The organism is Novosphingobium sp. BF6 (genome assembly GCF_058273105.1).
The window spans coordinates 1857559-1873051 of record NZ_CM177776.1; the positions used below are offsets into that span (position 1 = coordinate 1857559).

2 protein-coding genes are annotated in these 15493 nt (G+C 64.3%); both read right to left on the reverse strand.

Going from position 1 to position 15493, the window contains the following annotated elements:
- Positions 1-48: 48 nt before the first annotated feature.
- A complete protein-coding gene (locus AC4D6D_RS23175; protein WP_491327855.1) occupies positions 49-405 on the reverse strand; it encodes an Imm8 family immunity protein in 357 nt (118 codons plus the stop codon).
- On the reverse strand, positions 402-15482 hold the full coding sequence (locus AC4D6D_RS23180) for a hemagglutinin repeat-containing protein (RefSeq protein ID WP_491327856.1): 15081 nt from the start codon (positions 15480-15482) through the stop codon (positions 402-404). The genes AC4D6D_RS23175 and AC4D6D_RS23180 overlap by 4 nt, the downstream gene beginning before the upstream one ends.
- Positions 15483-15493 lie beyond the last annotated feature (11 nt).

Sequence of the window (15493 nt, forward strand, 5' to 3'; positions counted from 1 at the left end):
AATCTTATGAATTAGATGATAGCGCCTCAGGAATAGGACGATTACACTCTACATTTGATAATCTTCATATTCCCAAGCAAAAAATCTTGCCAGTATATTGGACGATTCCTCAAAATTAGAACGGTCAGATTTCCTGATAATCTTGTCTATGAACCCCCTAATTTCGTTGGCATCGAATCGATTTAGAATCAACATATGCCTTCCGCAAACGGAACCCTCTTTGTCGATAATATGACTTAAGCGCCTCACCGAACATACGGTCAGAATATAATCGTGCGCACCATCTTGGTCAGTAGGTCCAATTCTCAAATTGACATTAATAAGAAAATTCTCGTCAATTTCTGGACGGTAATTTTCCAATACCTCCCACCCATTAACGTCTATATGCTTCAAAATTATATTCATGGGATGACCACCAAATGACCGTTTGATAAAGTTTTTCCGGTACTGGGATCACGTACCTGAAAATTAGCTTGAACCCCAGTAGGATTTACAGACGCAGGGGCATTCGGCTTAACCGTTGGAGGACGATAGAGCCTTGTACCATCTGCGCTGATCATACAACCTGGACAAGTCGTTTGATCACTAGTTAAGCGAGCGCCTTCGCCTACCCATCTCTTTCCTAACTGATTTGCCTCAGCCGCTGTGCCTGAGCCAATACCAAAATTGCCCTGCCTATTAAGAGCTGTTGCCAGCCGCGGGTCCGAAGCGGCGATGTTGGCGAGATTTTCATCTCGCAGTTGCTGAGCTAACTTGGGCCCAGTTGCCGCATTTGCAGTACCTTCTGAGGTATTAATCGGCAACTCGGGCGGGGCATGCACCTCGGGTGTCTCTTTACCCACAGGCTTGATGCTGCCCAGTGCGCTTGCGCCCCCAGCGAGGACGCCGACAGCAAAGACGGTTCCGTCGCCGCCAGCCTGCCCCTTGCCATCGCTCCATCCTGATTCGACGAAGACTTGGCCGATCTTGCCCGCAGCAAAATCCTTGGCCTGATCGCCGATCAGATTGACCGCATACCCGACAGGGTCGGCAACCGAACCGACAACCCCCGCGACATTGAGCAGCAGCCCCGCGCCCGGATGCTGCTCGACAAACTCCCCGACAGCGTCCCCGATCTTGGCCTTTGTTTCGCCGATATAGATGGGCGCATTGTCCATCAACGAGCTGATGACGTAATCTCGGTGACCATTGACAAGGATCGGTCCGTCGCCGGTTGCCGGACTGGCTTTCGAGACCATGTCCAGATAATCATCGACGACTGCCTGCTGGCGCGGATCGGCCTGCGCTGTGTCGAGCAGGGCCGCAAATGTCAGCGCTACCGATCGCTTGGCATCGGGATCGTCGGGATGCTGCAAGAGGTTCGACTGTGCTTGCGCGTATCCGTCTCGTGCCGCTTGTTGCTCGGCCGTGGGAGGTGTCTCTCCCACAATCGCGGCGAGCATTTTGGAAGCCTGGTCGCCGCCGATACGATCGGCCACGTATTTAGGAACCTCCTGATCGTGAACCAGTTGGACGATGCTCGTCGCAAATCGCTCGATGACGCTGTTGCCCGGCTCGTTGTCGGCGAGGGCCTTCACTTCATTGACCACGTCATCAACAGGCTTGAGCGGATTGTTGGCAAGCGCCGCAGCGCCCTGCAGGATGACACTGTTCCTGGTCTCACCGCTGACAAGCGCGGCGAGCTCCTTAGCGGCGCCCACATCAACATAGACGCTGAAGCCGGATGCGGTGTCTTTGGTCACGACCTGAGCCTGACCCAGATCGCGGTTTACATCCGGGAGATGGGTGCTGGAGGCGGGATCCACGACGGTTACCACGCCTTGGCCGATTGTACCGTTGGTCTGCTGGCCGAACCCGGTGCTGGCATAGGCTCCGTCCAGTACGGGACTATTGCCGCTGTTGTGCTCGCCGCTACGTGTCGGATCGTTGATGTTAGCCGACACTCCGACACTTACGTCATGGCTCGACGCTCTGTCGGTGATATTGCTCACGATCAGCCGATCAGTGTCGAGGGTCAGCTGGCCGCTGTCCTTGCCAGCATCATCCACCGCCGCGATCACCGCACCAATGATCGAAGTGGTTCCGCCTGCATGCGCCTCAAGGGAGCCACCTTGCGCGATCAACGAGGTCTGGTCTGTGACTACCGCTGAGTGGCCCGAGCCAGATCCCACGGATGCCCCAACATTGCCGCCCAGGGTTGGCTTGCCATAAGTCTGTTGCGGCCCGGACAGCGTCGCTCCTAAAGCCACGCTAGAGCTCGAACTGGATTGCGAGCCTGTGTCCTGCAGGCTTTCTAGGGTAAGGTCGCGGCCTACATCTACCAGAACGTTCGTCGCCGAGGCATTGACACCGGAAAGCGTGGTGTCGCGTCCGGAGACTATTGTAAGCTGCTCTCCGCCATCGACTACGGAATTGACCTGTGTCGTCTGTTCGCTCGTTCCCGAGGCATGGCTGTGGCTGAAAGTCGCCGAAAGCGAAGCGTTAACCCCGCCAACAATGCCGACGCCAAGATTAAAGCCGATGCCGGCACCCGAAGCGCTGGAACTTGAGGAAGTTTCGGTATGCTCCTGCGCGCTATTCAGGATGACATCGTTGCTCGCCAACAGATTGACCGAATTCTGGCCCGCGACCGTCGATCCGGTGACCGTAACGTCGCCATTGGTGGCGGCGATGATGACATTGTTACCGGCAATGGATGAGCCAACGACCGTGCTTTCGGTAGTGTGACTTTGCGATTTAGACGATGAAAAGCCCAGGTTTGCCGAGATACCCGCAGTGTTGGTCACGGCCGTCATCATGGCGCGGGTCGAGCGCAGCGCCTCGGACACTGCCGTGATGCCTGTCTGCGCAACTCCCCCGGAGGCGTTGTCACCTATCCTACCTGGCAGGCCTGCCAGGCTGTTCAAGGCCCCGGAAACGTTTTCATAGGGCTTGATTGACAGACCAAACGATGAGGACTTCGACCGGCTCGTGGTATCAAGCGTATCGGTGACGTTTTCAATGGTCACCGACTTGCCGGCAAGGAGCACGTCGCCGGGAGCGACGACCTGGCTGCCGGTAATCGCGAGCTTGTCGCCAGAGACAATTGAGAGGTCACCGCCGGAGGTGCCGACGAGCGAGCCGACATTGGTGGTCTCGGCCGTGTCGAGGGTAGTCTTGACCTTGCCCGAGCCGATGAACAGACCGCCTCCGCCAAGGCTGAAGCCCGATTTCTTGACCTTCACCGTCTGGCTCAGGGTGTCGGTTTCGGTCATCGTCCCGATCGAGACCGGACCGCCCGCAGTGATGCCAAGGCCGTTCGAAGCCACGACGGCCGAGCCGTTGATCGTGACTGCACCGGGTGTCGAGATTCCGATGGTGTCGCCCGACAGCACCGACCCCACCACAGTCTGGTCGTTGGTGCTCGTGGTGGTCGTGGTGGTCTTCGACGAAGCGAAGCCCTTTTTCTTCTTCCATGTCGCGACATCGCTGGTGACGGTATCGATCACCCCGTCCACCGTGACCGAACCTGCCGCCACCGTCAGCGCATCACCGCTCGTAAGGCTGCCGCCGGTGATCGTCAGAGCACCGGGCGTCGATATCGAAAGCGCGCCTGCCGCCTCGATCGCGGCGAGGCTGTTGGTCGTGCTGGTGGCCGTCGTCGTGACTTTGCTGCGCTTGCCGGTTTTCTCGAACTGCTCGAGCGTGCCGGTTTCCTGGCCCGCATTGATGTTGACACCCTGGGCGCCGTACAGATCGATGGTGCCCGCGGCCTTGTCGGTCGTCGTGATCGTGCCACCGGTAATCGAGAGCGTTCCGCCCAGGGCACCGATCTGCACCGGACCACCAGCGGTGATGCTGGTGCCGATGTAGGTCTCCTGCGTGCTCGTGCTATCCGAATAGGTGCGCTTGCCCGTGCGTTCGAACTCGGTGGTCGTGGCGATTGCGACACTGCCGCTGAGCGTCACGTCCTGTCCGGCCATCAGGCTAACGGAACCGCCGGAGGAGAGCTGCGCGGCATTCAGCGCAATGTTGCTCCCCGCGTTGAGCTGAAGGCCCGATGCGGCATCGACCGCTGCGCCGGCCACGCCTTGCGTCATCGTTGCCGTGACGGTGAACTGGCCGTTCCCGATACGGTCGGTCCCACCGGCGGCGCTGCTGGTGGCGATCGTCGAACTGACGATGTCCCGTCCTGCGGTCAGCGAGGCGATTCCGCCGGACAGGGTCTGGCCGTCCGCCAGCGTGTAGGTGCCCGCGCCATTCGCGGTGATCGTGCTGCCGCCTTGCAGAACGATGTCCTGCGCGGCCTTGGCGATCACCGTTCCGCCCGCGATCACGCCGCCCGAGGCATTGACCAGATCGCCGCCGTTGGCCGCGAGCGCGGCGATTTCGTTCGCCTTGATCGTGCCGCTGTTGGTGATCCCGCCGTTGGCCGTGATCAGGACATTGGTGCCGCCCACGAGCGCACCACCGCTGATCGCCTTCGGATCCGACGCAGAGAGATAGAGCACAGGCACCAGGACATCGTGGCCATCGACGTTCGTGCTGACATACCAGAGGATCGGTGCGGTGAGCTTCGCCACCTGATCGTCGGTGAGCGCCATGCCGAGGCTGAGGCCAAGGTCGCTCTGCACATCGGCGGCGTTCTTGAGCAGGCCCTGATACTGATCGAGCGCCGAGCCGTAGTCCTGAAGCTGCGCTTTGCCGGTTTCGGCCTGGACCTGTCTGGAAACCAGCATGGCCTCGAACAGACCGTCGCCAAGCCGGGTGTAGGTGGTCGCACGATCAAGGTTCAATTGATCGAAGAAATACGAGGAATCGTACAGCGCCGCCTCGGAGGAGAGCGCTGCGCTCGTGGTAAAGAGATAGGCAGAATTCGGATTGCTGGCATAGGTGAACAACGAGCCATTGCTCGCAAAACCTGTTCCGCCCTTCTGACCCGTCAGGTTGAGGCTCGTCAGGAACGTGCCGAGGAATGCGCCGAAGTTCTGGCTACTGACACTGGGCAGGCTTGCGCCTCTGAAACCATAGACCTGCTGAGCGGTCAGCGGCGATCCACCGGATCCTGATCCGATACCAGCACTGCCGCCGCCGGTCGTCACGTTCCTGGCTCCTGAAACCGCAGCAGCACTACCGCCACCGATGCCCGTCTGCTCAAGTGAGGTCGTAACAAAGCCCATGCTTTGTGCGGCACCATCGACGCCGGACACGGCACCGACAGAGCCCGTGGCACTTGTACTGCCGTCACGCCCAAGCGCGGCGACTCCCGTCAGCGCAGCAACGGCTTCGGCATTTCCTGGGCCATTGACCTGGCTCCGCTGAGCCTCAGTGACGCTCGCGTTGCCGCCTACCGAAATCGAGGCCTTTCCGGCGGTACCCACGGTTTGTGCGGAAGTGACATAATTACCGGAGCTCTGACTTGAGGTGCCGGATGGCGAAGCGCTACCGCCGCCGATCAGGACGCCTGCACCAGACCCAAGGTTAGCTGCTCGGGTCGAACCCGAAGCACTGTTGCCGGTACTGCCGGTAGCCGGGCTGCCGTTGCTGGGACCGGAGGTGCCGGCATGTTCGGTCGGCGCCAGCGCGGGGAAGGAATCCGGACTAATCCGGTTGTTCAGGATATTGTCGAACGAGCCCGCCTGGATGGAAACGGTGCCGCCCGCCTGTATCAGCGTCGGCGCGTTCGGCATGAAACTGTTCGAGGTGCCGGTGACATAAGGGTCGCCGTTTGCCTTTGTCGAAACCGTCGCCTTGACGAGCAGATCCGCGATGTTGCTGACGGTTCCTGTCGTCGTGATCGCAATCGAACCGCCTGCGAGAATGGCCGAGTTGCGATTGGTGATATTGCCGCCGCCGGCGTTGATGCGGATATCCCCGGCTGCCGAAATGGTTGCGGTTCCCGTGGTGCCTGAAAGGTTGAAGCCTCCGGTTTCCAGTTGCTCCCAATCGGGCTCCGTACAATTCAGTTTCGTGCCCTGTCGGCAAACTCTGATTCGCAGAACCTCAGGCGTGAAGTTGAACGCCTTGATCTCGTTGGAGAGGCTACCGCCGGTGAGATCGATACCGATGCTACCACCCAGGCTCTGGATCGTGGCGGACCGATTGACCACATCGCGCACAGTGATAGCGATGCCGCCCTGCGCCAGGATCAACCCGTGCTGGCCGTTACCCCGATCATCGCCCACGTAATCGTTGGCGAGCGTGCCGCCGGCAGTGAGCGTAAGATTGCGGCCGCTGTAGATCGTACCGGTGTTGGTGATGGTGTTCGCAGCCGTGAGCGTGAGATCGCCCGAGGCCGCAAGAAGGCCGGAGTTGATGATGTTCGCCGCAGAAATCCAGTAGTTGCCCGAGGGCGCGAAACTGCCGCTGTTGTTGAAGTCGCTGTTCAGGAACAATCCGGCATTGGCCGCCTTGAAAGCGCCTGCCTGGTTGAGGAAGGAACCGCTGTCGGCCTGGGTTATGACGGTGAGACCCGTGATCCCGCCGTTCGCACCGCCGGCGTTGTTGACGATATTGCCGCCGGCAGACTTGAGGAACACCACACCATCCGACCAGATCGCGCCGTTGTTGGTAAGATCGCCGGTCGTCTCAAGACCGATGTTCGCCGAAGCGCCAACATTGCGGCCGACCCCGGTCAGGTTGCCGGCCCCACCATAAGTCGTGAGCGAGCCGCTGCCGGTTACGGTGGCGGTGTTGGCAGCCAGCCCAATCCGGCCATTGGACACACTCGCCCCGGAAAGCGTCACGTTCCCGGGAGAGGAGAAGCTGACGGATATCTCGCCGGAATTGAACCCGGCAAGCGCGAGCGAGGCCCCCGACAGGCTCAGGTTGTTGCCCGCGACGAACTGTGCGGCCGACGTGCTGGTCACGCCCGCCCCGTTTGCGGTCACGGTGAGGTCGCGCCCGGCCTGCATGCTGCCGTCGAGCGTCAGCCCGCCGGTCAGCACAAGATCGCGGCCCGCGATCACGCCAAGTGTTAGCGGCTGCCCCGCACCGTCCGCGGTATAGCGCGCGCCGATGATCGCCTGGCCCGCGCCGATCGACATGTCGTTGCTGGCGACAAGCTGCGCCGTCCCGCCGATCACCAGCGCGCCCGGCATGGTCAGCGAGAGATTGCGGCCCGCGCTCAGCTTGCCGAAGATCGCCGCCGAGACCGGCGTCCCGGTGAGGTCGTAGGACACGCCATTGATCGCGACAGTGCCGCCAGCACGGCTTCCCGTGACGGCAAGGGAGAGATCGTTCGTAGCAGCGATCTCTCCGCCCGCCGCCAGGTCGAGCACTCCGGTTGTGAGCGATACGTTGCGCCCCGCACCCAGCTTGCCGGTCGCGGTAATCGTCGCGGAAGGTGTGGTCAGGGTTACGTCGCCGCTGCTGGCGATCAACGAACCCGCCAGGGTAAGGCCCGACAGCGCGGCGAGGTTGGCGTTACCGAGATAGCTGGCAAGCGTTCCGCCCTGCCCCACGGTAAGCGTTGGCGCAGCGCCGCCCCCGAAGCTGGCAAGCGTGATGTCGCCATTGGCGACCGCGCTGCCGCCCACAGTCAGGGCGCCGGTCTTGAAGGCAAGCCCTCCGGTCGCGGTCAGGGTGCCGAGGCTGGAAACTTGAGGTCCGCTCAGCGTGATATTGCTACCAGTGATCGAGGGAGCCGCCTGAGCGCTCCCCGCCGAGATAAGGCTGCCTGCGGCAAGCGTCATCCCGCTCGTGCCGGTCAGCGACACGCTCCCATCGGCAACTATGGTGCCGCCGAGCGTCAGCCCCTGAGCCGAGGTCAGAGTGATGTCGCCGTGCGAGGCCATGGCGATATTGGCCGGGCTCGCAGCCGCGGCGATATCGATGCTACCGGCCTCGGCGGTCAGACCGGTCTTGCCATAAAGGCCTGCGTTCGCCCCCAGCTTGAGCGCACCGGAGGTTATGACCGAAAGACGCCCCCCGTCCGAAGAGACCGCGCCATCCAGCGTCATGCCCGCGTTGCTGCGCAGGGTTACGGCTTGCGCCGCCCCAATCGTGCCGGGCGAGACAAAGCTGCTGCGAGCGGTGATGGCAAGCGCCCCGCCCGAAAGAATGGCGCCGCCATTGACAAACGAAGTCGAAGTGAGCGTCAGGTCGCCGGCGCTCTTGAGCGTCCCGCCTGCTGCCAGCGTGACAGTGGGAATGTCGAGCCAAAGCGCCGCGCCGCTTTCGACGGCGGCGGCGGTGCCCTCGATCCTGAGGTTCGCGGTGGACAGGCCAAGACTGCTGTCGGCATGGATCAGGCCGATGTTGACGATCGAGCCGGCAGCGAGCGCGGCGCTACCTTTGCCCCCGCTCTCGCTTGCCGCCACGACGATAGTTCCGGCATTGTCGATGGTGCCACCGGTGAGCGAAAGTGTGCCGCCGCTGCGGTTTGCGTCCGAACCACCGGCGAAGATTCCTGCTCCGGCAAGATTGGTCAGCGCGCTGCCGGCGGAAAGCGACAGATCGCCGAGCGACACCAGGGTTCCCGCAGAACGGTAGGCACCATCCAGGGTCAGGGTCATCGCCGTGTTCGACTGGAGCAAGGCCCCGCTGCCCAGCGTCAGATCGGTGCCGTTGTAGGTCAATGCCTGGTTCGCGACGACTTCGCCGCCGTCGAGCACCGTCAGCGCGGCAGCATCAAGCGTAAGGCCCGTCGCAGCATAAGTGCCGCCGTTCCCGGCAAGCTTGCCGCCCAACACAATGGTTGATCCAGTGAGCGCCACCGTAGCGTTGTTGGAGACGATCGCGCCGGTGGAACGAAGTGTGCCGCCGCTGGTAAGGCTGATGGCGCCGAGCGGCGTCCCGGCGCCCTGTGCGCCCGCACCGATCAGGCCGGTGTTGGTAAGATCGCCCGCCGCGCGCAAGGTGACGGCACCGAGGCTCTGCACACTGGCCGCGCTACCGACCGAGAGAGTACCTCCAGTGGAGACGAGCGTCGCGCCGTTCTGGCCGTAGGCTGCCCCCGACAGGGTAATATTGCCGGTGGTGGTCGCGGTGAGCGTATCACCGGCCAGGAGGCCACTGCTGACGAGGCTCGCACCGGAGAGCGTCAGGGCTTTGCCTGCCTGTACGCTGCCCCGGTTCGTCACTGCGCCGCCTGCGGCAATCGTGACATTGCCGGCCCCGGCAAGCGCGACGCTCCCGGCCCGGTCCGCGCTTATGGTAATCCCGAGCGCGGCGTTAAGCGTTACGTCGTTATTGGCGGCGATCACCCCCATGGCGCTGATCGCCCCGCTACCGGTCAGGCTGAGCTTACCGTCGGTGCCGGTGCCATAGGCGGTCAGGTGCGAGGCGCTGCCGAGCGTGATATCGCCGCCCGTGGCGGACAGGGTGAGATTACGCCCTTCCAGTCCGCCGCTTACTTCGAGAGCGCCTGCGGTCGTTCTCGCCGATATGTTGCCCAGCGACTGGAAGGTCCCCCCCAGCGAAAGGGTCTGGGCCACAAGGTTGATATCGGCTCCGGTGCTGACCGTGCCGGTGTTGACGAAACCGGGGCTGTTGAAGGCGATCCCGCCGGTCGAGTACAGCAAGCCGGCGTTGTTGATGGTCGTCCCTGCACCGAGCGTCATCTGGCCGACGCTGATCACATTGCCCGCAGCATCGCTCGTACCGGTCTGCAGCATGCCCGCCGCCGTCAGCGAAAGGGTGCCCCTGATATCGGTAACGAGCTGCCGGGTGCCAACGATCGTGCCGGCGACGTTGGCATCGCCGGCTGACGTCAATGAGAAGTCGCCCGCCGACAGCACCGCGCCATTGGCAATGTCCGTGTTGCCGGTGGCGCTGGTGAGCCCAAGCGCGCCGTTCCCGCTGACGGTGCCGCCGAGAGCGAGCGAACCGCCCTTGAGGGCGATGGCACCGACGGCCATCGTCGTACCGGCATGGGTCAGAGCGCCGGCGGCATCGAGCGTGAGCGCGCCGTTCGAGCCGATCGCCGCGTTCTGGGCAAGATTGCCGCCGCTGGTGACCGTCAGCCTCGAGAGCCCGGACAGGGTGCCGCCCAGGGTGACGCTCTGCGTGCCGCGAGCGGTCAAGGCGCCGTTGGCCTGCAGCGTGCCGCTGGTGCCCAGCGTGGCGGCAGTCATGTCGAGGTTGCCGAGCGTAACGAGGTTGCCGCCTGCCGCCAGGGTTCCTGCCGACAGCATGCCGTTGCCGGTAGCGCTGACTTCGCCCTGAAGGTCAAGCAGGCCGGTCGCGGAAAGCGTGAGATCGGCAAGGCTTGTCACCGCGCCGCTGCCGGCATCGACGGTGCCCGCGATCAAGGTGCCGGTATGGTAGGCATCGCCGGTGCTGGCGAGCGTCACGCCCTTCACGCCCTGAAGGATCCCCGCGGCGGTGAGCCCGCCCGTCGTCAGCGAGAGCGTGTCACCCGCCTGCAGGATGGAGGCGGCACCCAGCGTGGTCGCACCGGCAGTAAGCGTGAGCTTGCCGCCGCCGGCCAGGACACCGGTCAGATCGAGGCTGCCCGCTGAGTGCACGGTCAGATCGCCCAGCGCTGTCAACTGGCCGCCTATCTTGGCACCGCCGGTGCCGACGAGGCCCAGGACGGCGTTGCTGACGGCATTGCCGTTCAGCGAGAGACCGGCGCCCGAGAGCGTCAGCCCCTTGTCCGCCACGATCGTGCTGCCTGCCGCGCTCGACAGGTAGCCCAGCGCGGTCAGCGACAGGATGCCGCTCGCCTGGATATCCGCGCCGCTCAGCAGCGACAGAGCGCCGCCCGCATGCAGCGTCGAGGCACCGCCCAGCAGCTTGCCGGCAAGCGAGAGATCGCGAGAAGCCGTCAGGGAAAGGGTGCCGCCAGTCTGCACATCGCTGCTTGCACCGAGCGCGAGCGTGCGGCCCGACAGGTCGAGGCTGCTGGTCCCGATCAACGTCCCGGCAAGCGTGATATCGCGTGCGGCGATCTTGATCGTGTCGGCCGAGATCGTCCCGGCGGCCGCATAGTCGGCGGCCGTGTCGACGGTAAACGCCCCCTTGGCGAACACCGTCCCCGCATTGGTGAACGCCCCGCCATAGGACAGCGTGACATCTGCGAGATTGGAGGCGATCGTGCCAAGATTGGCGATATCGCCGAGCGCGGTCACCTTGAGTGCCCCCGCCGAGGCCAGCGTGCCGGTGCTGCCCACCGACAGGCCGCCGAGGTCGGCGGTGAGCTTGCCGTCGGCCCAGACACTGCCCTCGACATTCAGGACATGGCTCGCCAGCGCGGTGAGGTCACCCGCAGCCGACACCAGGCCGTATACGTCGATATCTTCGGCGGTGAGCGCAACCGCGCCGTTCGAGGCGAGTGTACCCGGCAACGCTAACATCGTGCTGCCGCCGGTGGAATCCGCCAGTTGCGGAACGTCGAGCGTGAGCGAGGTGGTAGAGCCGCTTGGCTCGCTGCTGCCCGAACTGCCACCAGTCGAACTGTCGCTGCCCGAGGAACCGCTCCCACCTGCCGAACCGGATGAGCCGCCGCTGGAGCCGCTGCTGGAACCGCCGCCCGTCGATCCCGAACCGTTTGCCGGCGTGCCGATAGTCAGCCGCTTCAGCGCGGTGAGCGACACATCGCTGCCCGCCTGGATCGTGCCGCTGAGGGTCAGGTTGCGGGCATCGGCCAGCAGGTTGACGGTGTCGTTGGCGAGGATCTGGCCTGACACCGCGATCTCGGGCGCGGTGAAGGAGAGTGCTTCGCCGCTAGCGAGTGTGCCGGTAAGCGTGGCACCCGTCCCGGCATTCAGCGTGGTCACGCCGCTGGCCTGCACGGAGCCGCCCAGCGCGAGGGTTTGCCCCGCCCCAAGGATAAGCGTGCCCTCGCTCTGGAGCGCGCCCGCCGTGATCAGATTACTGGCGGTCACGCCAAGATCGACCTTGGCATAGGTCGCAGACGTCGCGGCAAAGTCGGCATCGCCGCTCGCGGTGATTGTCAGGGTGTTCCCAGCAGCCATGCTGCCAGCGGACGCGAGGCTCGCGGCCGTAAGGTCGAGGTCGCCTGCAGCATAAAGCGTGCCGGAAAGCTGCGCATTGCCGGCAACTACCGCGGCAAGGTCGGTGCCTGCCTGTAGCAGCCCCGACGAGAGGAGATCGCCGCGGGCATCGAGGGTCAGCGCATCCTCGGACACGATCTGGCCGCTGTTCGCAAACGCCCCGGTGCTGCCGATCCGCAGCGGCCCGCTGCTGGAAATGAGCCCGGCGTTATCGAACCCGGCAAGGTCGAGGATCAGCGCCGTGCCGCTCTGCAAGGCGCCGCTCGCCGTCACAGTCAGCTCGCCGATCGTGCTCGCAATGCCCGTCAGGCCCGATGCCGTGCCGGAAATCGTCACGGTCGGCGCATTCAGCCCCAAGACCGCGTTGGTTGCGACCGTACCGCCCAACCTGAGTTCGGGCGCCGTCAGAGTCAGCGCGCCGCCAGCCTTGAGTTCGCCGCTGTTGGTGAGCAAAGCGCTGGCGTTCAGGTCCAGCGTAGCGTCCGTCAGCACGGCGCCGCGATTATCGATGGTATCTGCGGTAAGGCGCACCGGGCCGCTCGCACTCAGCGTTCCCGCCTGGATGAGATCGGTGGTCGCGCCAAGCGTTACCGCGCCGTTGCTCGTGATCGCCGCGGCCTGATGCAAGGCCCCGTCGCTGGTCAGCGAGACCCCGCCAAGACTGACTATCCGCCCCCCGGCTGCAAGATCTTCTGCGGCATGAAGCGTCAGCGCGGCGCCCGATTGCAGGTCGGACGAAGCACCCAGCGTCAAATCGTCGGCATCGATCCGGACGCCGCCCAGACCCGTGGTTTGCCCATCAAAAGCCATGGCCCCACTGGCGAGCTTCAACAAGCCACCAGCCTCCAGCACGCCATTCTGTGTGAGTGTACCGGTCGCCGAGAGCGTGGCATCGCCGCCTGCCGAGAGCAGGCCCGCATGTGTCAGCGGACCGCTCGTCGCAGTGAGCGTCGCCGCCTTGCCCGAGAGGACTTGTGCGGCCTTACCTGTGCTCAGGCTTGCAGCGGTTAGCGACAGGTCGCCTGAAGCAGAAAGCGTGCCGGTAAGATCCGCCGCCCCACCGACGCTTGCGGCGAGATCGCCGCCCGAGAGAGCCTTGCCGGACAGCGCCAAGGTCTGCGCAGTAAGCGTCAGCGTGCCCAAGGCTTGCGCGGTGCCGCCGATTTCCACGGCTTTGCCGCCAAGCGTCAGTGTCTGGTTCGAACCCAGCGTGCCGTTCAGGGCCAGCGCGCTGACAGTGGTCAGGCTCGCCGCACCATCGGCGACGATCTCGGCATTGGTCCCGACCGTGAGATCGCTTGCCGATATCAGCGCCAGCGTATCGCCTGCATGGACCGTGCCCTGCACGGCAAGGCTGCCCGCATCGAGCGCCAGCGCCTTGGCACTGGCGAGTTCCCCGGTCAGCGCCGCCTTGCCGCCGACCGCCACCGTGGTCTTGCCGTTCGCCTGGACCACACCGCCCAGCGCCGCGTCGCCGCGCACGGTCAGGTCCAGTGCGCCCCCGGCCAGCGCCTTTCCGGCTAGCGCGAGCGTATCAGCAGTAAGGGCCAAAGCGCCCATGGCCTGCGCAGTGCCGGTAAGGTCGATCGAGGTACCCGTCAGCGTCAATGCCGCATTCGAGCCGACCGCGCCGTTCAGGGATAGCGCATTCGCCGCCGCAAGGCTGATCGGGCCGTTGGCGAGCATCTCCGCCGTAGCTGCAGAGGCGAAATCGCTTGCGGAACGCAGCATCAAGGACTCGGCCGCCTGAACCGATCCCTCGACTGCGAGAGCGCCCGCATTGACCGAGAGCGACTTCGCGCCGGCGACCTGGCCGGTCAGCGCCGCTCTGCCGCCCACCGTCAGCACAGCCTCGCCATCGACCTGTGTCACGCCGCCCAGCGCGGCGCTCCCGAGCACGGAGGCGTCGAGATCGCCGCCGACACGCAGCGTGCCGGTCTGGCTGAGCGAGGTCGCCGCTAGCCTGACGCCACCGCCCAGAACCGTTCCGGCATTGGTCAGCACCGGCGCCGTGATCTGCGCCAGCCCGTTGGTCTGGAAGGCTCCTGCAGGCGTGATGGAAAAGCTCTCGCTGGCGGCTGCCGTGGCACTTGCCAAACCAGTCGCAGTCCCGGCCAGAACGATCTGGCGTCCGCTCAGGCTCAACGCGCCGTTGGCGCCGAGCGAGCCGGTTACGTCGATCCGGTCGGCCTTGAGCACCGCATCGGCGGAGGACTGGATGATCCCGCGCGCATCGATCGCGCCCAGAACGTCGATCGACAGGCCATTGCCGCCGATCTGCCCGCCGCTGCCCGTGGTGAGGCTGTCACCCCGAATTGCGATTGCGCCGCCGGCCGCAAGCGCGGCGTTCCCGGTATCGACGGCCGCGCCCTGTACCGCAAGATTGCTGCGGCCTGTGAGATTTCCGTCCGCATCGAGACCGGCATAGGCGCCGTTACCGCCAAGCGAGATGGCGCCTGCCGCCGTAAAGTTCACCGCGTCAAGCGCTCCGGCGAACCCGCCGACCTGCTTGATCGACGATCCCGCAGCTATCGCCAGGTTGCCCCCGGCATAGGTCTGGTCGGCAAGGGTTACGCTGCCGCTTGCAGAGGTGACCGAGGCATCCGCCGAGGATGCCACCTTCGCCAGCGCGATGGCGCCGTCGGCGGTGATGGTGAGCGGCCCGTCGAGCGCAGCAACGGTGCCTGCGAGATTTACGCCGACGCCGCTACCGTTGCCGATCAGGCGGATGCGATTGGCGTACATCCCGCCGAGCAGCGAGGAATCGATCGCGATGGCAGGACCTGCGCCGCTGCCATTGGCGGTGCGGCTCGCGTAGTCATAAGTACCCGTGCCGCCCGCGATCGTCAGGTCCCGGGTGTAAAGTCCGGCGTTGATGTGCGCGACCGAGGCGATGATATCGAAGTAATCGACATTCCCGGCCAGCAGCCCCTGGCCTTCGATGGTGACATCGCCGCCGCTGGTCCGGAAGCCCGAGAACGTTCCATCCGCGGCAAATTGCAGATTGGCGGCGGCCAGGCTCACCCGGGAGGTGTTGATGAAGCCGCAGCCATCGCACGTGATGCCGGTCGGATTGGCGATGACCAGGGCGGCTTGTGGACCGAAAACCTCGATCGGGCCGGCAAGCGACGTGCGCACCGTCCCGGTTACCTCGTTGAGGATCAGGCCCGCCGATTTTCCGCCCACGATATTGGGATTGGCCAGCAGGTAACCGCCGACCGTGCTCTGTCCGGTGGCCGGGCTGTTGTTGAAGATCAGCCCTTCCGGGCCTGCCGAAAGCGAGGTGTAGACGTTGTAGGATGTGCCGTTCCGATCGGGAGCGGCGATATTGACGATCGGGGTTCCGGCAGGGGTTACATCGAGGCTGGTGCGGCCACCCGCCACCTGGAGCGGCGGTGTCCTGACCGGGGCGGTCTGAGCGGATGCCGACGCCAGCAATCCCGGCGAAAGCGATGAACTGGTGAGCGCGGCGATGACGATCAGATCCAGCATCCGTCGCCCCGATCCGCGACCGATCCGGGGTGCGGGCTTGGCGGTCGTCATGGCCGTGTCCT